The sequence below is a fragment of the Photobacterium obscurum genome, assembly GCF_026191635.1.
GTDB classification, from domain to species: Bacteria; Pseudomonadota; Gammaproteobacteria; order Enterobacterales; family Vibrionaceae; genus Photobacterium; species Photobacterium obscurum.
This window is the reverse complement of the sequence record NZ_JAKRRW010000022.1, coordinates 16,210-35,831: the sequence shown is the minus strand read 5'-3', so window position 1 is coordinate 35,831 and position 19,622 is coordinate 16,210. Positions and strand designations below refer to the sequence as shown.

Below are 19,622 nucleotides of genomic sequence, written 5' to 3'. Positions count from 1 at the left end.
ATATTCACAATGCTAGTAATCTTGATGTATCCACATTACTAACGGTGAATACCCATACTTATAAAAGCAAAGCATAGTATTACGTCTAATTTACCATTAATAGACTTAATGTTAACTTGGCAGGTATTTTTGCAAAAAATCCCGATATATCTAGCAAAAGTGCTATATCCATACAATTTTACGCTGTTTTTAAATTCAAGCTTAAAAATTTTCACATCTGAAAAGGCCAATTTGAGCCAAAAAAATTGGGTCAAAAGTTACCTTTTGACCCAATTTATATTTTGAACCCTGTTCATTTGAACTTTAGCTATATTTGAAAACCCTAAAAGCCTTCCACACCATGCATATCAGGCAGTTTATGTGCGATACCTTTATGGCAATCAATACACGTTTTTGTGCCATCAGCTAACGCCGTCGAATGCTGAGTCGATGCCCGTTTAGATTGACGGGTAAAATCCATATACACGAACTCATGGCAATTACGGCACTCCAATGAATCATTTTTTTTCATCCTTGCCCATTCTCGATCTGCCATATGCCGCCGCCTTTCATTAAATTTTTCCAGCGTTGAAATAGCGCCGGTGAGCCATGCATACACCTCTTTGGATGCTTGCATCTTACGCGCCATTTTATCTGTCCAATCATGCGGAACGTGGCAATCAGAGCAAATAGCCCTTACCCCGGTACGGTTAGTGAAATGTATCGTGTCTTGGATTTCCTGATAGACATTGTCTCTATGACAGCTCACACAGAACGGCTCACTATTGGTAAATTCCATACCTGTATTGAAGGCCCCCCAGAAAATGATCCCGGCAATGAATCCTCCTAAGGTTAAAAAACCCAGGCTAAAGTGTTTCGGTGGTGAACTAACCAGCTGCCACCATTTCTTAATCCAGTTCCACATACTGGCTACCCCCTCACTGCTCTTGATCAATTAATGTGTCAAGGTCTGTGAAATCAGTACCTACCAATTGTTTCGCATCAGTTTGTGCCACATGACACTGCTGACAGAAATAACGGCGAGGTGACAGCTCAGCCAGGAAATTACCGTCGCGATCCATGTAGTGGGTAACACTGATCATTCGTGCCTGCGTCTCTTCAACACGACCTCTTGCATGGCAAGACATGCATTTATTCACCTTAAGATCTACTTGATAATTGTCGATCTTATGGGGAATGATTGGTGGTTGCATCGGATAGCTTCGCGCCGGAATACGATCGGTATTGAGTGTTTTGCTCATCACCGGGGGCTCTGGTTGCTCATTTAGAGCAAATTTTCGTAAGGTAGCCAAATCCTCATCCACCACAGCAGTCGCAGCCACCACAACTGTTACTGATAGAAATACGGGAGTGAATAGCAATAGAAGCGCTGAAATTAATCGTTTCATCTTTCGAACTCCTATGCTTTCATTATTTTAATTGCACATTTTTTGAAATCTGTCTGCTTAGACAGTGGATCGGTGGCATCCAGAGTGACTTTATTGATTAGCTGACTGGCATCAAACCAAGGAACAAACACCAACCCCATCGGTGGCTTGTTTCGGCCACGCGTTTCAACCCGCGTAACGATTTCGCCGCGGCGTGATATCACCTTCACGGCATCGCCGCGCCTTAATCCCCGTGATTTTGCATCTTCTGGGTGCATAAACACTTGAGCATTCGGGTAGGACTTAAACAGCTCGGGTACACGCTGGGTCATAGAGCCTGAATGCCAATGTTCCAGTACCCGACCAGTCACAAGCCACATGTCATATTCTTTATCCGGACTTTCCGCTGGCGCTTCATAGGGCAAGGCGAAAATAATGGCTCTGCCATCAGGTTTACCGTAAAACTCAAACCCCGCACCTTCTTTTACATATGGATCAGAGCCCTCACGGTATCGCCACAAGGTTTCTTTTCCGTCGACCACAGGCCAGCGCAACCCACGGCTTTGGTGGTACATATCAAACGGAGCTAAGTCATGGCCATGCCCCCGACCAAACTCAGCATATTCTTCAAACAAGCCTTTCTGTACGTAAAAACCGTACTCAGTAGCTTCATCATTCATCTGACCTTCCGGTAGATCTGATAGCGGGAACTTGTTGACATTGCCATTGACAAACAACACATCAAACAAAGTTTTTCCCTTGTAACTTGGATTGGCGTCGAGCAGCTCTTTCGGCCACACTTCCTCGGTTTTGAAGCGTTTAGAAAATTCCATCAACTGCCACAAATCAGATTTAGATTCACCGGGAGCTTTTACCATTTGATACCAAAGCTGAGTGCGACGCTCTGCATTGCCGTAAGCCCCTTCCTTCTCCACCCACATTGCGGTCGGCAAAATCAAGTCAGCTGATTGAGCGGTGACTGTCGGATAGGCTTCTGACACCACGATGAAATTGTCGGGGTTTCGGTAGCCCGGCAATGTCTCTTCATTCATGTTTGCCGCGGCTTGCAAGTTGTTGTTCACCTGGATCCAGTAGACATTAATCTTACTGTCTTTCAATAACCGGCTCTGCAGCACGGCATGGGCACCAACTTTACCCGGAATTATGCCGTCTGGGAGCTTCCAAATTTTCTCAGCTGTTTTACGGTGCTCGGGGTTCGCCACCACTAAATCAGCGGGTAAGCGGTGGGCAAAGGTTCCGACCTCTCGGGCTGTACCGCAGGCTGAAGGCTGGCCGGTTAAGGAGAAAGGACTGTTTCCTGGAGTGGAGATTTTTCCGGTCAATAAGTGAATGTTATAAACCAAATTATTGCACCACACACCACGGGTATGCTGGTTAAAGCCCATCGTCCAGAACGAAACCACTTTAATGTCAGGGTTGGCGTATAACTCGGCTAACTCAATCAACTTATCAGGCTTGACCCCTGATAATTCACTGGCCTTTTCAACTGTATACTCTGATACGAACGCTTTAAACTCATCAAAAGTCATCGGATCGGATGCGCCGCTGTCAGGGTTCTTGGCCTTTTTCTGCTGCGGGTGTTCTGGCCTTAATCCATAACCGATATCAGTCGCACCACGTCGGAAATTAACATGCTTGCTAACAAAATCCTGATTTACTTTGTTATTGGTAATAATGTAGTTGGCGATAAAGTTTAGAATTGCCAGATCAGACTGAGGAGTAAAAACAATGGGGATATCTGCCAATTCAAAACTTCGGTGTTCAAAGGTAGAGAGTACCGATACTTTCACATCGGGTTTAGACAAGCGACGGTCAGTCACCCGAGTCCACAGGATTGGGTGCATCTCGGCCATATTCGAGCCCCAAAGTACAAATGCATCGGCAGCCTCAATATCGTCATAGCATCCCATCGGTTCATCGATACCGAAGGTTCTGATAAACCCTACAACCGCAGAGGCCATACAGTGCCTTGCATTAGGCTCGATATTGTTTGAACGAAAGCCGCCTTTCATTAACTTAGACGCGGCATAACCTTCGTAAACAGTCCACTGACCCGAACCAAACATGCCAATGGCTTCAGGCCCTTTTTCTTTAAGGGTTGCCTTCCACTTCTCGGCCATAATATCGAATGCCTGATCCCAGCTTACCGGGGTAAACTCGCCGTTTTTATCATACTTACCGCCTTTCATTCTTAACAGCGGCTGTGTCAAACGATCTTCACCATACATTATCTTAGAGAGGAAATAGCCTTTCACACAATTCAAACCACGGTTAACTGGTGACTTGATATCGCCATGTGTCGCAACGATCTTGTCATCTTTCACTCCAACATTCACCGAGCACCCGGTACCACAGAAACGGCACGGGGCTTTCTCCCATTTCAATCGGGTCTGGGACGCATCAGTTACAACATTGCTGGCTTTCACTGGAATGGTTATACCAACAGCCGCAGCTGCTGTGGCGGCTGCCTGCGCCTTAATAAACTTACGCCGTGAACATTTCATTACGACCTCTCTACTTACTTTCAATATATGGTCAGCTTCTAACAAACAGCTCTGATATCATTCCTAGCCAGAAAGTACCTGTACAAACCACACCAAAAATCCATAGCCGCCGACAACGGCTACGGCAAGGATCGGAAACAGAATGACCGTAATGAATAGAAATGCCTTGAGCTCTGCTCGACGTCGTGTTTCTGCGTCCATCCTTCTCCTCCAAGACTATTGAGTTAATGTTAACTCTAGTCAGCTTCTGAGAATTTGATAACTTATAGAGACAATCTAATGCAGCTCGCGACGAACGTATGGATATAATGACCTCAGCTCAAAGGCATGGATCAATTAGTTGGAGCTAATCGCAGCTAAAGGGAGGAAAAAGTAGAAGAAGAAATGAGTAAAACTTAAGAGTCCGCCTAGTTCAAACAGACTCTTAGCTTAGGTTAGGTAAAAAGGCCACCTGCAGTGACCTTCCAACAACTGTGCTTAGATTCCTTTGTCCATTCGTACCTGGTTGAGTGCATCTTGGACAATATCCAGTTCTTCACCGGTTAACTCATTGAATGCCGCGAGGTATGCCATTCTTGTGATTTCAGCCTTACGATTATCAATCACTTCAGGCCTCGCTCGGTATGCCCTGTTCTGCGAGAAGTGTTGAGCAAACCTCTCGATATCTTCAATAACGAGTTTTGAATCAGGCCTAATATAATCCAACATCGTATCAACGAAATTATCTGGCAGGTGCAGGTTATATAAAGGATCCATCGCATAGATAAAATAAAACATCTTTGCCTGCAACTCATCCGGCCTACATCGCCAGAACTGGGCAGTGCAACCCAGAGTTACCTGTACATCACCAATTTTGTGAATTGACTGGAGCGCCTTCCCCACGTTGGTTGAGCTACCTACCAACAAGCATTCAAACCCCTTTGAAATAGCATACACACCACATTCATTCGGGATGCTTGCTCTATCTTCCAATGAGCATTGATGGCTAGGCATTGGAATTCTAGGCTTGTATGCCTTTCTTAACGCGCTCATTATCAGCCCTAGTAATAATTCATTTGATTAAGTATCTACATGTAGAGGGTGAAAACAAGTGTAAGTACACATTTTGGAAAGGTTTTTTTCTACCTGCGTATTAAGCGCTCAAACTATGAGCGAAATGCTAACTACCTTGTACATCTAACTTACACATGTGGCAATTCACGAGAAATGAAAGCCTCAACAACCGTAACCCCAGTGATTTAGCCATACACCATACAAGCTTTAGTGATACTCTCAATACAAGGATACTTATAGCCAAGTACGTCGGAGACTTGGAAAATGGATTAAAGGATTACAACTTACCACTATGCCTATCAGTAAAACGAAAAGCAGCTTCTATCGCCGTTTATATATTGCCCACTTAATTGACAGCGGCATTACAACTGTGCCTGGTATTCTTGAATACACAGGAATGCCTCGGCGCACAGCCCAAGACACCATCAAAAGCCTTGCCGATCTGGATATCACCTGTACGTTTATCCAAACCAAAGGCGAACGGAACCGCAGCGGTCACTACGAGATATCTGATTGGGGAGCAATCAACAAACAGTGGATTGTCGATAACCTAACCGAAATAAAATCAGTTCTCGACTACCCATAATACCAAAAGGCATAATCTCGCTTTCACTATTACCCCAGTAAAACGGAATACTCCTTGGAACTATTATCAACTGATTTTCTTGGCCAACCTCTTCGACTGGAAGGATCAATGGCTGGCTGGCAACAGCTATTTTGGAACAACACCCTAGTTTCGCAAATCAGTGCCAATGCCGATCATAACGATCAGCATGTTCATGAGTTTGAACTCAGTAATGGCGAAGACATCATCAAATGTCGTGTTGAGGTTTCGCTAAGCTGGCAGCCTTTCTTAATCGAATACCGCCTAAGCGCCAACGAGCAGCTCATCGTGGATGGCTCCCGAAACAGCAAAGATATCGAGAAACAGATCCCGACCGCCAAGCCAGAGCCTAAACGCAAATTCAGCTTAATCGGCCTCGCATCGCTTGGAATGAAGCTATTAAAAAGCGCTAAGGTTATCAAAGGCGTATTGGCAGCAGCCAGTCTTGCCGCCTATTCATGGCTATTCTCGGTTCAATTTGCCCTAGCCCTTGTCGCCTGTTTGGTTTTTCACGAATACGGCCATATCCGGGCAATGAAATACTTTGGCATGAAAACCAAGGGGATCTACCTGGTTCCGTTTCTTGGTGGTCTAGCCCTTAGTGATGAGAAGATTAATACCCGCTGGCAGGATGTAGTCATTTCTATCATGGGCCCTTTGTTCGGCCTTATCATGTCGATAATCTGTACGCTCATCTACTGGGTTACCGGAGAAATGTTCTTCGCCGGCCTCGCGGTGTTCAACGCGCTACTGAACTTATTCAACCTGTTACCAATCCTGCCGCTTGATGGCGGCCATGTACTCAAGAGCATCAGTTTCTCGATGAACAGCAAAGTCGGGATCACCCTCTGTGCATTGGCTGCAGTAGGCGGCGTGATACTGAGCTATTCGCTTGGCTTGGCCCTATTTGGCTTCTTATTAGTAATGGGTTCAATTGAAATCTTGATGGAATGGAAATACCGCCATCACAGCCATCTCCTGCCATTAGATCGCTACGGGCAAGTTGTCTCGTTTGTATGGTATGTCGGGTTGGTCAGTGCTTTGGTGGGAATTATCGTCTATTTCGCCGGTACAGGCGATGCAATGCTGGGATTGCCGTTACAGGTTTTAGGTTCCTAGAGATAAGGTCATGGGTCCTGGGTCCTGGGTCCTGGGTCCTGGGTCAGGATATAAAGCCCCAACAAAGAGTCAAGCTATTGCTCTTTCCTAGGGCCTGTTCTTCCTAAAACCTAGATCCCGCTATTTCTTACTTCTTCTTTTCCATCATCGCTTTCAAATCAGCAAATGGATTAAAAGTTGCCGCTTCGTGATCATTCTCACCCGCTTTGATCACACTGCCGGTTTGCTGATCATGCTCAGTGTATTTCTCGTGCTCGTGATCGTGGCAGAAAAGACACAATAGTTCCCAGTTACTACCGTCTTCTGGGTTATTGGTATGATCGTGATCAACGTGGTGAACGGTCAATTCACGAAGGTTGGAATAAACAAACTCCCTCGAACAGCGGCCACACACCCATGGGTAAAGCTTCAGTGCTTTCTCACGGTAACCTTGTTCTTTACGGGCGTAAGCGGCACTAGTGCCGTAATAATCTGATGACATAATTCAACCTGATGGACAGTAAAAGCAATTTGCTAAATTTACCGCAAGTCTACCCAAAAAACATCGTTATAACCGGACAAATCACACATTGTTATCATTTTACTCTACCGTGCTGGAATAAAAGCCCATTTCCTAGCGAATACTTACCCAGACTTCTCCTCAATACGCATCAAGCCCCGCTTAATAACAATGAAATACTGACAAAGTCGTGAAAAATTGACTAAAAATGAAAGGAAGCAATCAAAGTTTTCATAAAGTTTATTATGAGCATAGTGGAATATAATTCTGACTCATTTAGAATGACAGAGTTGTGTCAAACCCTTGATTGGTTGTAAATTAATCTAAGTCAACATTTCTAGCTTGATTTAGGGCAAAAATATGTTGAGCCTAGATGTAATGCAGCATGAGTATGTTAGTATTCAGCCCAAATTGTTCATAGTGAATCTATTTTTCACTGTAAAGAGAAGACGGATATGGCTTTTGATTTTTCTAAAATGACTGTGGATTTATCGGCAGTGCCGACAACGATTGATATGGGGCACGCTTGGTTAGGCGGCTTGGTATTGGTATTACTGGTTTTATATATTGCTAAAAAAGGCAAGCCAGTAGAAGTTGAAAAGATTGTCGAGAAAGAAGTCGAAGTAGAGAAAATCGTAGAGGTTGAAAAACCTGTCGAGAAGATCGTTGAAGTTGAAAAAATCATCGAAAAAATTGTTGAAGTAGAACCAAAACTGAAAACGGCAACACCTGAAGCAGCGCTGCAGCTACTGTCTCTACTACAGCAAGAAGCCCGTTTTATCGATTTCATGCAAGAAGACCTAAAAGGTTTTGCCGATGCTGAAATTGGTGCTGCTGCTCGTGTGATTCACGAAGGCGGCCAGAAAGTCCTTAACGAATACTTCAGCTTTGCCCCAATTCGTTCTGAAGACGAAGAAACTCGCATTACCCTGCCACAAGGCTTTAATGCCTCTGAAGTGCGCTTGACGGGTAATGTTGTAGGCGAAGCTCCTTTCACCGGAACCCTTATCCATCGCGGCTGGAAAGTGACTGAAGTTAAACTGCCTAAACTGGCAGAAGGTCACGATGCACACATTGTTGCCGCCGCTGAGGTAGAACTGTAATGCAAGAAACACAAGAACATCGTTATAGCGTTGGTATCGACCTAGGTACCACTCACTGCGTACTGTCTTATGTCGATCTGCAAGATGAAGAATCGCAAGTAAACGTCATGCCGATCGCTCAACTTACCACACCAGGTAATGTTGAAGAAAAAGATCAACTACCATCATTCATGTATCAGGCTCACGAGTCTGAATTGGCCGAAGGCGATACTGCCCTGCCATGGAATGCACAGCCTAATGCGATTGTTGGTGCAATGGCACGTACGCTAGGTAGCAAAACCCCAATTCGCCTGATCACCAGCGCGAAAAGCTGGTTATGCCATGGTGGTGTTAACCGCCGAGACGCATTCCTGCCACTAAACAGCCCGGAAGAAGTTGCCAAGGTTTCTCCTGTTGATGCTACCCGCAACTACCTTGAGCACCTTGCTGAGGCATGGAACAACCAGCACCCTGACACGCCACTGTTTGATCAGGATGTGACGATTACTGTACCGGCCTCATTCGACCCGGCTGCACGTGATCTGACAGCAGAAGCTGCTCGTAACGTTGGTTTCAAGCACATGACATTGCTAGAAGAGCCGCAGGCAGCAGTATACAGCTGGCTGAAAAACAACGATGACACCTGGCGCGATCAAGTCTCTGTTGGTGACGTGATCCTAGTGGTCGATATCGGTGGCGGTACGACTGACCTTTCATTAGTTGCGGTAACCGAAGAAGACGGTAATCTGACACTTAACCGCGTTGCGGTTGGTGATCACATCCTGCTGGGTGGTGACAACATGGATCTGGCGCTAGCTTATCGTTTGAAGATGAAGCTGGCTCAAGAAGGCAAGCAACTTCAGCCTTGGCAGATCCAAGCCATTACTCATGCTTGCCGTGATGCGAAAGAAGCGCTGCTAAGTGATGCCGAACTTCAGGCCGTACCAATTGTGGTTCCTAGCCGAGGTTCCAAGCTACTGGGTGGCACCCTTCAGACTGAACTGACCCAAGAAGAAGTTCAGCAAACGCTGGTTGAAGGTTTCTTCCCTCGCAATAACATTGAGGAACACCCTGTTGAAATGCAGCGTGGTGCTCTAACCCAGATGGGTCTGCCATATGCACAAGATGCTGCAGTATCTCGCCATGTTGCTGGCTTCCTAAGCCGTCAGTCTTCAGCCGTCGATGAACTGTTCGAAAAATACGACCAGCTACACGAAGGCTTTATTCGTCCAACCGCTATCCTGTTCAACGGTGGTGTGCTGAAGTCAGATCTACTGTCTGAGCGTCTGCTTTCGATCATCAACAACTGGCTGACAACGGCTGGCAGTGATGAAGCGAAACTGCTGGAAGGTCTGGATCTTGATCTGGCAGTTGCAAGCGGTGCCTCTTACTACGGTTCGGTTCGTAAAGGTAAAGGCGTACGTATCCGTGGCGGTATCGCAAGCAGCTACTACGTGGGTATCGAGAGTTCAATGCCAGCCATTCCTGGTATGGAGCCACCACTAGAGGCCTTGTGCGTAGCACCATTTGGTATGGAAGAAGGCACTCATGCCGACGTACCTAGCCGCGAGTTCGGCCTGGTTATTGGCCAGCCCGTACAATTCAAGTTCTTCGGTTCGACAGTACGTCGCGACGACCCGGCAGGTACCCACCTAGATTGGTGGCAGCCAGAAGAGCTAGAAGAGCTACCAGCTATTCAGGTAACACTACCGGTATCGGAAGGCCGTACAGCAGGTGAAGTTGTTCCGGTTCGTCTGGCCTCTCGTGTTACTGAATTGGGCACACTTTGCCTTGAGGCCATCCCAAGCGATGGCGGTCAGAAATGGCAGGTTGAATTCGACGTTCGCGAAAAATAACCCCTACCCTATTACGGCGCATCCATGATGCGCCGTAATTTTTGATGCGACCTAAGTTTCCTTCACACATATCATGAAATTATAGATCTGACACCTACACCACAATCAGCTCTGGAGTAATCAATGTCTTCCCCTCGTTATCTTGTCGGTATCGATTTAGGTACTACTCATACTGTTGTTGCCTACACGCCTATCACCGATGATCTCGAATCTAGCCCTATCAACATATTTGAAATTGATCAGCTTATTGCACCGGGTGAAGTTGCACGTAAACCTCTGCTGCCTTCATTTCGCTATCACCCTGCAGAAGGTGAAATAAGCCCATCTGAATTGGTATTGCCTTGGGACATTCATCCGGTACAAGGTGATATCGACAACGCCATCATTGGCGAATTTGCCCGTGAGTTGGGTGCCAAGGTCGAAGGACGCCAAGTTGTCAGTGCTAAGAGTTGGCTATCTCATACCGGCGTTGACCGCAGTGAAGCGATCTTGCCATGGACTTCAAATCAGGGGAGCTCTAACAGCAGCGTAACCAAAGTATCTCCTGTTGTTGCCAGTGCCAGTTACCTAAATCACGTACGTCAGGCGTGGGACTACCATCACCAAGATGCCAAACTGGCTGAGCAAGATGTTGTCATTACAGTGCCAGCTTCATTTGATGAAGGTGCACGAGCGCTTACCTTGGAAGCTGCCGCCATGGCAGGGTTACCAAAAGTACTTTTGCTAGAAGAACCGCAGGCCGTTTGCTACGACTGGTACGCTAAAAACAAAGCGGATGCTGAAGAACAGCTAAAAGATATCCCACTACTGATGGTATGCGATGTGGGTGGCGGCACCACCGATCTCAGCCTAATCAAAGTCAGCAGTAAAGACGACAAACTCACCCTCGACCGTATCGGGGTTGGTGATCACTTAATGTTAGGCGGTGATAACCTGGACTTGGCGCTTGCCCATACCGCTGAACAACGTCTACACGGCGGCGCGAAAAAACTCAGTGCTGCAGGTCTGTCTAAGCTGATCCAGCAAACTCGAAAAGTAAAAGAACAGCTCCTTTCGGGCAATGCACCAGAAACGGCCAAAGTTACACTACTGGGTAGCGGCTCTCGTCTGATTGGCGGCTCAAAAAGTATCGAACTAACACGAGAAGAAGTCCACAGTATCGCTCTTGATGGCTTCTTCCCACAAACTGAGTACAACGATCAGCCAAGCCAACGTCAGGCAGCAGTGGTGGAATTTGGCCTGCCCTACGCCGCTGATCCGGCAATCACCAAACACCTTGCCCAATTCATTGATTTGCATGACACAGTTTGCCGCGAGGCAATGCTGAACAGTTGTACTCAGGTTGAAGAAAGCCAACCCGCAATCCCTGCTGCTGTTTTGTTAAATGGGGGGGTATTTAACAGCCCGTTATTATCAGAGCGAGTCCTGAGTACCTTCTCACAATGGCGAGGTGACAGTGTCACAGAGCTGAAAAACCCACACCCAGATCTCGCGGTTGCTTACGGTGCTGTAGCCTATGCCAAAGCCCGTCACGGTGCACAGCTAAAAATCGGCGGTGGTTCAGCCCGTTCATTCTTCCTGGCTCTCGAAGACAAGAAGAAAGGCAAACAAGGGGTTTGTATCTTGCCAAAAGGCATTGAGGAGGGAACAGAAGTTCGCCTTATGCAACGCAAGTTTGCCTTAACATTAGGTGAGCCCGTCCGTTTTAACCTTGTGTCTTCAACCGATGATACTCACACCGATGCTGGTGAGCTGGTAACCATCGACGATGATAGTTTCGTCACCCTCCCCCCTTTCATTGCGACACTAGACAGTGAGCGAGACCGTACCGAGCTTGCTGCCAATCAGAAAGACCGAGAAGAAGTCACACTGGCCTGTCAGCTTACCGAAGTAGGCACACTGCAAATTGAATGTGTCAGCGTAAGTGATGACAACAAACGCTGGAAAGTTGAGTTTGCAATTCGAAAAGACTTGGCAAAACTCAATCAGCGCAAGGGGGATTCTACCTTGGCTGAATCAATCTTACCGGCACGCATGGATGAGGCCATTAGCGCCATCAAACAAGTCTATGGTGGCAGCACCAAGAATGCAGACAGCAAGGCAATCAAAACGCTGCGAAATAATCTCGAAAAAATGCTGGGCAAACGCGATAGCTGGGAAACACCTTGCCTGCGCGAGCTTGCCAATGCGTTACTCGAAAGCAAGAAGCGCCGCCGCCGTTCTGATATCCACGAACGTAACTGGCTAAAACTAACAGGTTTTGCGATGCGTCCGGGTTTTGGTTACCCCTCTGATGATTGGCGTATGGAGCAAGTTTGGGCACTTTACCGGCAAGGTATCCAGTTTGATAGTAACACTCAAACCTGGAGCGACTGGTGGACATTCTGGCGTCGTATCGCCGGCGGCCTGACTCAGGAGCAGCAACTGGTGATTTTTAAAGATATCGCCAAATACATCAGCCCAAGTGCAACGCGAGACAGTAAGCTAAGCAAAGAATTGCAAGAGCGCAGTTATGAAGACATGGTCCGCCTTGCCGCTTCTCTGGAGCACCTACCATTCGATAAAAAGCTGCAGTTAATCGAGTGGATATTTGGACGCTTACAAAAGACCCAGTATTCACAGGCACATTGGTGGGCAATTGGTCGTATCGCAACCCGAAGCCCATTCTACGGCAGTGCACACAACCTGCTATCACCACAGCATGTCGCTTACTGTTTACCAGAGCTTATGGAATTCGACTGGCGTAAAGATCCAAATATTGCCTTTGCAGCTGTGATGATGTGCCGAATGACGGGTGATCGTGCGTTAGATATCGACGAATCCAACCGAAATACGGTTATCTCTAAGCTGAAATCCAGCAAGGCACCAGACAGTTGGGTACAAATGGTATCAGAGGTTAAAGTCTTAACCGAATCAGAAACCAAACGTGTATTCGGAGATGCTTTACCGACAGGATTACGGCTAATCGATTAAGGTTCTGTTAGGGTTCAGGCTGGTAATCTAAAAGCATAAAATTGTTCGACATTACCGGCTTGGCTAATAACGCAGGTAATGTAAATCTGCTTAGTGAGTATTACCATGAACCGCACCCAATATAAAATAATCGCTCAGCGAATTTTCAAATCAAACAATCAACGTGTCGCAGTCGAGGCCGTGGTTTTTGATGGTTTATCCAGTTATGAAGCTGAAAAGCGTTTTGACGTACCGAAAGGCACACTTTCTCGTAATGTAAGAAAGTACAAAAACGAAGTCGATTACCTTAAAAACGTGGTAGCAGCCTAATAGCTACCGTGTTATTCCAATTAAAAACGGAGAGCAATGCTCTCCGTTTTTTCATTCTTTACGCATCAAAAGTGGAACTCAAGAGAAGTCATCTGTACTTCTGAGTTTGCTACATAAGAAAAATAATCCACCACTTATCAGCAGCAGCACGACATGTGCTAGCACACCTAAACTCAGGTAAGCCTCAACAGGCTGTGCATTGGTCAAGATCGTCAAAGGCAACGAATAGACGTCGCTAATGAAATCACCGACGGCACTAGTTCCTAATAATAAGTAAGCCATCAGTTTTGTAACGATAACCGCAACTATCACTGACACCATCGGGTGATTAGTCAGTTGCGAGACAGCCAGCAATACACAAGCTAAAGGTAATAGAGACAAGCTAATAACAGCCATTCGGCCAATAAAGCTACACCAATGCCATAGCATCGCCGGTATAGTCACAGAAAAAGAGCTTATCACTTCCTCTGTCATCAACCATTTCGCCAATAGCCACACAATAGCGTCTGAAAAAACCAGCAGTAACGAGGCAACAAAAGGGATCACCACCAAACCGAATAATAACTTAATGCCAATAGCAAGATGATCAGAAACGGGGACTGAGCGCCAGAACATCAAACTACCTTCTTGACGCTCCTTGCGTAAGGTTTTCGGAAAATAGACCAGAAATAATATTAGGTATACTACACCGGCAACCCACTCATTGAGCTTACCGATAAACCCTGCGTAACCTGTCGTTCCCGAATCCAGCGCCCAGCCACCAATGCCCGACGTTTGAACTGAAAAGCTGACATTATCCCCACTCATCACCAAAGCAAAGTTAAGCACTGCAAACAACGCTAGAAATAACGGAAGTTTAAGAACGATACGGTATTCAATCAGCTCTTTTTCAAGCAAATGCATCACGGTCTTCACAGCACAACCTCCTGCTGTTTCGCCAGAAATATATCCGCCAACTTGGCACTTTCCACCTGCCCTAATGGTTCTAGCATTTTTCTTTTTTCATCTTCATAGACGACAACATGATCGGTACCACGCTGTTTAGACATAATCGGATTTAAAGCAAGGGCGTCATCCAACTTGTCATTAGAAACAGTCACTGAAGAAAAACGCGCGGCGATATCGCTAGAGCTCGCGTTCAGTACCGCTTTGCCTTGTTTAAGTATCAGGACATCTGTCAGAAGGTGTTCTATTTCTGCTACCTCATGGCTAGCAATGATAAGAGCTCGTTCCCCGCTTTTAAACCATGCCATTAAGCTATTATAAAACTTATCACGATACATCAAATCTAACCCAAGTGTGGGTTCATCAAGGATAAGAACTTTGGCATCCGTTGCCATTACGATCGCCAGATGAAGCTGTACTTTCATCCCCTTTGATAAGCTAGCAATCTTACTGGTAGGTTTAATATCGGTATCTTGTAGGTAAGATTCAGCTTTGTTTCTGTCAAAAGCAGGATGGACGCCAGCCATATACTTTATTATCTGTCCAACTTTCATCCACTCTGGTAATACCGCTACATCTGAAATGTATGCCAGCTCACTGACTATTTTCACCCGATCTTTTTGGGGGTTGAGTCCAAATACCTCTAATTTGCCATCAAAAGCCTGCACGCCAAGAATAGATTTAATTAATGTCGATTTACCGGCACCATTGTGACCTAGCAACGCAAGAACTTGCCCTGCTCGTAACTCAAAGCTCACATCAGATAATGCCTGATGCTGTTGATACGACTTTCCAAGCCGTTCAGCTTTAATCAAGATATCCACGTCGTTGTACCTGTCCGTAGAATGAATTTATTGTGGGAATAATACCAATGATTACGGCATTTAATAAGCGTCAGCTAATCAGCTGACGCATGAATCTTTGGTATTTCAATGAAATGATTTTAGAGGAGAGCAAAACGCATAGTGGCGTCTACTTCAGGCGCAATCAGATGGCACCTAAACTCATCATATAACCCAATATTGAATAAAGGATTAACATTGCTTTCTCATCAGAGCTGAAAGTTTAGAAAACAAACTTTGGCGTTATAACACCTCTTATTATTCAGGTACCATTGATGCCGATGTTGAAGACATGTTTATTAGGCGAATAGATGCCTTTATCTGAAAACAGCTAAAGTCTATATACCTAGACAACCTTTCACGGCTGCCTTTCAGTTACGTAATGATTTTAAACAGCAAAAAAGTCCTATCACCCAACTGAGCATTAAATGACTCCATTCGATTGAAGCACGGTATACTCTTTTTAAGGTTAAAATAAACCCCTCACCGGTAAAAAGGTGATTATGTGTTTAGTTGGATAATGCTAAATACTATTTATCAGTCTTCGTCTTTTGCAACGAGGTCATCAGGATGTACACCGTCTTTTTCCATCAGAGCAAGGATTTCAGTCATACGCACTTGACGCGCTTCTTCCTTAAACTCATGGAGAACAGCAATAAGATTATTAATCTTTTGCAGGGGAATACGCTTAATGACAGCCTTCTGACGCCCAGGGACTTCATCAGCGAAATCGATTAGCATCTGACGATAGTCAGCGCGCTCTTCTTTAACTGTACCAGTCGTCGCATCAACATTCTTTAACATTGCGGTCAGTGCTTTTTCAGCAGCTGCAAAACTATCCATGAAATATACCTCTAAAATCATATACCAGCATGTTATTACTCTGGCTATAGTCCGGTAGACCGAAACTTTTAATTAAACCACAAGGCAATAATAGCTGTACGATTGAAACTTTCAGCTCAGTAAATGAAATACAGCCTCAAAGGAATTGTCGAGGCTGATTGCTGTCCGTCAATTAACATCAATAACGATTACTACTTCAATTCACAATCTAATTATAATGGAAATTCGTGGCAATGGAGCCATACAGACAGTCTGACAGGCAGATAATACCTCCAGATACCAATCTTGTGAACTCAATTTTAATCAAATTCATCAATTACTTTAGAATTCGCTCGTCATTAGTAGTTCGAGCCAGGGCCTTACAGACAAAAACACTACAAAAACAACAAGTTAATAACACCACTCATACTAACAGTTACACATTGATACAAACAGCATTCCTACGCTTATTTCTTGAAATGATCACGCTTAAGTCACTTGGGTATAATATCTATGACTTGCTCTCTTTCTTCTTAGCTTAGGCTCCTTATGGTTTCAATCTTCCGTTTCAGTTTGTCATATCGGATACCTGTCCGGCTTACCAGCCGTTTAGAAAAAACCAAATCTGATTCAGTTACGGTTCAGGCTGGAAAAAATTATAAAGCCCATTCTATAAACAAAACAAATTGGCAATGGGTTCAGCTTGTAGCCAAGGACGCTACCTGCAGGAAGTTCGATTAAACCTGGTGAAGAATTTGATCAATAAAGCAGCTTTTCAGAAATGCTGAAAACTGGCCCCAGCCCTAAATCATTCCAAGGGAGTTGCCAGCGCCATATATAGAAGGGGCTAGCCCTCCGACTCTTTCCCATTTCTGTTAGTCTGATCATACTTTTGATTTTGCGTTAAAAGCCCTTTGTTGTTAACCTTAACTTATTCATTAAGTTAATGAATACAATGGCCTTTTGGCGGACATTAGCGCAGTTTGGTAGCGCACTACTCTGGGGGAGTAGGGGTCGCTGGTTCAAATCCAGTATGTCCGACCAAAAGGCCATTTTGTTTTCATACTCAAGCAAACTTCTAAAAGTTAAGTGAGTATGGGGGTATATATCCAAGTCATCTCGCACATCCACCTCAGAAATCGCCTTATCCTACTAACAAGATCTCTCGCAAATTAGCAATTCAACGTTCTGTGCTCATTATCAAAACCTTGCGACGTATCCAAATTTTTTTTGCGTACTATATGAAACTTGTAGGCCTCACAGTACTATGCCTTAGCATGACATAAAGGAGGTACCAATGAAGAACACCCCAACCTGTGATAAATGTGGACAGTCTGATGAGTTTTTTGTCTCGGAAGATAATATCTATATCTGTATTTGCGGCCACCAATGCACAGGCCCTGACCAACGAGATGCTCTTCGCCCTGTCACCCAGTATTATCTCAATCAGAAAAAGTCCGCACGCATTCACTAGCTAAATAATAATAAACCCTGCTATATAATAAGCGCACGTCTTACTGTTTTTTATTGCTGCTGAACTAACTCTCTGTTGCTCCCTTCTTGGGAGCACATTCCTTCATTAAAAACAGGAATTATCGTTCCATCACAGTTCTATCAATTCTCTTCTCGCCGCTCATTTCGCTCAAATAACAAACACTTGTTAATTTTACATGACAAACCCGCCATACCAGAGCAGTTATTTTTTCTACAAATCAGGTTAAATAAAGGTTAAATTACTGTTTAATCACAATCGAACACCGTCCAAATGGTGCATTTATTATTTTGCTTCATACAAAATTAAATGATTGAAAAACAAGACAAAAACATACAGAATCTCATACTGCAAGCTTGAGTTGCACTATTTCCATTTAAAAATTGTGAGCAATATCACGCTGCATCAACAAGATTTCATGCTAACTTGCAGCGCCTTCTTTAGGCAAAACATCCGATTCTATGTTTCACATTTGTAACTGCAACTAGTTACAGACGCCAGTTCACTTGTGAATAATAAAAAAAATAAATCCAGAATCGTATTCATGAACTGTCACTTAAATGGACGTTCCGGTTCGCTCAGTCGCTCCTAATCGGCTGAGCAAAATATACAGGAAAATTGTATGAGTGTTACGAACGAAACTTGGTTAACATCGCTGAATGATGGCCTAATGACGGCTATCGGCGCAGTTAATGGTATTTTATGGGGCCAGCTACTTATTTACTTACTGGTTGCAGTAGGTGTGTACTTCACTTTACGTCTAGGCTTCATTCAGATCCGCCAATTCAAACATGCTGTCGCTGTACTTAAAAGCGGCAAAGATGTTGATAACGGCATCAGTTCATACCAAGTATTTTGTACATCAATGGCTGCCCGCGTAGGTACGGGTAACATGGCTGGTGTTGCAGTTGCTCTGACCGTTGGTGGTCCGGGTGCTATCTTCTGGATGTGGGTGATTGCCCTATTCGGTATGTCAACTGCTTTCATCGAATCAACGCTGGCTCAAATCTACAAAACTAAAGATGTTGACGGTCAGTACCGTGGTGGCCCAGCTTACTACATGGAAAAAGGCCTGGGTATGCGCTGGATGGGATCACTGTTCTCAGTATGCCTAATCATTGCATTCGGTCTAGTATTCAACGCCGTACAGGCAAATACCATTACAGACGCTCTAAACCACTCTTTCGGTTTCGATGAAACCATCATGGGTGTACTGATTGTTGCGGCTTCTGCTTTCTTCATCATGGGCGGATTACGTAAAGTTGCTTCAGCTTCTGCACGTATTGTACCGGTAATGGCTATCGGCTACCTTGCTATCGCACTAATCATTGTTGTAATGAATATTACAGAGCTTCCAGCTGCATTAGCTCTGATTGTTAAGAGTGCATTCGGCTGGCAGGAAGCAGCTGCTGGTGGCGTTGCGTACACTATCGCACAAGCAATGCAGAGCGGTATCGCACGTGGTCTGTTCTCGAACGAAGCCGGTATGGGTTCAGCTGCCAACGTAGCAGCAAGTGCAACACCAAACCCTAACCACCCAGCTTCACAGGGCTTTGTTCAGATGCTAGGTGTATTTGCAGATACACTGGTTATCTGTACCGCTTCTGCTGCAATGATTATGCTTTCTGGCGTTATGGATCAGCCAGATGCAGCATCAGGTATCGGCCTGCTGCAACAAGCTCTGACTAACGAGCTAGGTAGCTGGACAACTTACTTCATGGCTGCAGCGATTCTACTGTTCTGCTTCTCGTCTATTATTGCGAACTACACGTATGCAGAAACCAACATCATGTTCCTTAACGGCAACACCAAAAAGGGCCTATTCGCATTCCGTTTAGTGGTTCTTGCAATGGTTATGTTCGGCTCTGTCGCTTCTCTGCCAGTAGTATGGAACCTAGCTGATGCGTCAATGGGTTTGATGGCACTTATCAACATCATTGCGCTGGTACTGCTGTCTAAGCTGGCAATCAAAGTTATCAAAGACTACGAAGTGCAACTTAAAGCTGGTAAAACACCAGAATTCGACCGCTCTAAGTTCCCTGAGCTAGACGAACTCGATGGTGCATGGCACCCAGAAGGTACCGACCCAGTTGCTGCGACAGTAAACAAATAATCGAACTGATAAGACACAATT

The 19,622-nt window shown here is 45.1% G+C and carries 17 protein-coding genes and 1 tRNA gene; 9 read left to right on the top strand and 9 right to left on the bottom strand.

The window, feature by feature from the left end:
- Positions 1 to 322: 322 nt before the first annotated feature.
- The 5 genes from MD588_RS20955 to MD588_RS20935 all read right to left on the bottom strand — a co-directional run bounded on the left by MD588_RS20955 (position 323) and on the right by MD588_RS20935 (position 4,924).
- The gene (locus MD588_RS20955; protein ID WP_265699647.1) at positions 323 to 904 is read right to left on the bottom strand and encodes a NapC/NirT family cytochrome c; all 582 of its coding nucleotides are present in this window, start codon (positions 902 to 904) and stop codon (positions 323 to 325) included.
- Positions 905 to 917: 13 nt separating this feature from the next.
- Positions 918 to 1,388 carry a nitrate reductase cytochrome c-type subunit gene (locus MD588_RS20950; RefSeq protein WP_265699646.1) on the bottom strand — a complete coding sequence of 157 codons (471 nt, stop codon included), beginning with the start codon at positions 1,386 to 1,388 and terminating at the stop codon, positions 918 to 920.
- Positions 1,389 to 1,399: 11 nt separating this feature from the next.
- Positions 1,400 to 3,892, bottom strand: a complete 2,493-nt coding sequence (napA, locus tag MD588_RS20945) for a nitrate reductase catalytic subunit NapA (RefSeq protein ID WP_265699644.1) — start codon at positions 3,890 to 3,892, stop codon at positions 1,400 to 1,402.
- A 63-nt stretch (positions 3,893 to 3,955) separates the two neighbouring features.
- Positions 3,956 to 4,093: a periplasmic nitrate reductase, NapE protein gene (locus tag MD588_RS20940; RefSeq protein WP_265699642.1), complete on the bottom strand. Its 138-nt coding sequence runs from the start codon at positions 4,091 to 4,093 to the stop codon at positions 3,956 to 3,958.
- Between the two features lie 276 nt (positions 4,094 to 4,369).
- Positions 4,370 to 4,924 carry a hypothetical protein gene (locus tag MD588_RS20935; protein WP_265699641.1) on the bottom strand — a complete coding sequence of 185 codons (555 nt, stop codon included), beginning with the start codon at positions 4,922 to 4,924 and terminating at the stop codon, positions 4,370 to 4,372.
- A gap of 313 nt (positions 4,925 to 5,237) precedes the next feature.
- On the opposite strand from MD588_RS20935, the gene MD588_RS20930 reads away from it, so the two are divergent.
- On the top strand, positions 5,238 to 5,531 hold the full coding sequence (locus MD588_RS20930; RefSeq protein WP_265699640.1) for a winged helix-turn-helix domain-containing protein: 294 nt from the start codon (positions 5,238 to 5,240) through the stop codon (positions 5,529 to 5,531).
- Between the two features lie 54 nt (positions 5,532 to 5,585).
- Positions 5,586 to 6,668 (top strand): site-2 protease family protein, encoded by a 1,083-nt coding sequence (locus MD588_RS20925; RefSeq protein ID WP_265699639.1) that lies wholly within the window; start codon positions 5,586 to 5,588, stop codon positions 6,666 to 6,668.
- 127 nt (positions 6,669 to 6,795) lie between these two features.
- On the opposite strand, the gene MD588_RS20920 is transcribed toward MD588_RS20925, so the two are convergent.
- Positions 6,796 to 7,149 (bottom strand): YajD family HNH nuclease, encoded by a 354-nt coding sequence (locus tag MD588_RS20920; RefSeq protein WP_265699638.1) that lies wholly within the window; start codon positions 7,147 to 7,149, stop codon positions 6,796 to 6,798.
- A gap of 494 nt (positions 7,150 to 7,643) precedes the next feature.
- On the opposite strand from MD588_RS20920, the gene MD588_RS20915 reads away from it, so the two are divergent.
- The 4 genes from MD588_RS20915 to MD588_RS20900 all read left to right on the top strand — a co-directional run bounded on the left by MD588_RS20915 (position 7,644) and on the right by MD588_RS20900 (position 13,387).
- Entirely contained in the window at positions 7,644 to 8,270 is a 627-nt protein-coding gene (locus tag MD588_RS20915; protein ID WP_265699690.1) for a DUF2760 domain-containing protein, read from the top strand.
- Entirely contained in the window at positions 8,270 to 10,105 is a 1,836-nt protein-coding gene (locus MD588_RS20910) for an Hsp70 family protein (protein WP_265699637.1), read from the top strand. The genes MD588_RS20915 and MD588_RS20910 overlap by 1 nt, the downstream gene beginning before the upstream one ends.
- Before the next feature lie 123 nt (positions 10,106 to 10,228).
- Positions 10,229 to 13,078, top strand: a complete 2,850-nt coding sequence (locus MD588_RS20905; RefSeq protein WP_265699636.1) for an Hsp70 family protein — start codon at positions 10,229 to 10,231, stop codon at positions 13,076 to 13,078.
- A gap of 105 nt (positions 13,079 to 13,183) precedes the next feature.
- The gene (locus tag MD588_RS20900; protein ID WP_265699635.1) at positions 13,184 to 13,387 is read left to right on the top strand and encodes a helix-turn-helix domain-containing protein; all 204 of its coding nucleotides are present in this window, start codon (positions 13,184 to 13,186) and stop codon (positions 13,385 to 13,387) included.
- A 78-nt stretch (positions 13,388 to 13,465) separates the two neighbouring features.
- On the opposite strand, the gene MD588_RS20895 is transcribed toward MD588_RS20900, so the two are convergent.
- The 3 genes from MD588_RS20895 to MD588_RS20885 form a co-directional block, all read right to left on the bottom strand.
- Positions 13,466 to 14,302, bottom strand: coding sequence for an ABC transporter (locus MD588_RS20895; RefSeq protein ID WP_265699633.1), 837 nt, complete (start codon positions 14,300 to 14,302; stop codon positions 13,466 to 13,468).
- The gene (locus MD588_RS20890; RefSeq protein ID WP_265699632.1) at positions 14,299 to 15,156 is read right to left on the bottom strand and encodes an ABC transporter ATP-binding protein; all 858 of its coding nucleotides are present in this window, start codon (positions 15,154 to 15,156) and stop codon (positions 14,299 to 14,301) included. Before MD588_RS20890 ends, MD588_RS20895 begins: the two co-directional genes overlap by 4 nt.
- A 555-nt stretch (positions 15,157 to 15,711) precedes the next feature.
- Positions 15,712 to 16,017 carry a hypothetical protein gene (locus tag MD588_RS20885; protein WP_265699631.1) on the bottom strand — a complete coding sequence of 102 codons (306 nt, stop codon included), beginning with the start codon at positions 16,015 to 16,017 and terminating at the stop codon, positions 15,712 to 15,714.
- A 946-nt stretch (positions 16,018 to 16,963) separates the two neighbouring features.
- Here MD588_RS20885 and MD588_RS20880 point away from each other — a divergent pair.
- The 3 genes from MD588_RS20880 (at position 16,964) to MD588_RS20870 (ending at position 19,601) form a co-directional block, all read left to right on the top strand.
- Positions 16,964 to 17,040 (top strand) — tRNA-Pro (locus MD588_RS20880).
- A 253-nt stretch (positions 17,041 to 17,293) separates the two neighbouring features.
- Positions 17,294 to 17,470, top strand: coding sequence for a hypothetical protein (locus MD588_RS20875; protein WP_265699630.1), 177 nt, complete (start codon positions 17,294 to 17,296; stop codon positions 17,468 to 17,470).
- A 640-nt stretch (positions 17,471 to 18,110) separates the two neighbouring features.
- Positions 18,111 to 19,601 carry an alanine/glycine:cation symporter family protein gene (locus tag MD588_RS20870; RefSeq protein WP_265699629.1) on the top strand — a complete coding sequence of 497 codons (1,491 nt, stop codon included), beginning with the start codon at positions 18,111 to 18,113 and terminating at the stop codon, positions 19,599 to 19,601.
- Positions 19,602 to 19,622: the final 21 nt, after the last annotated feature.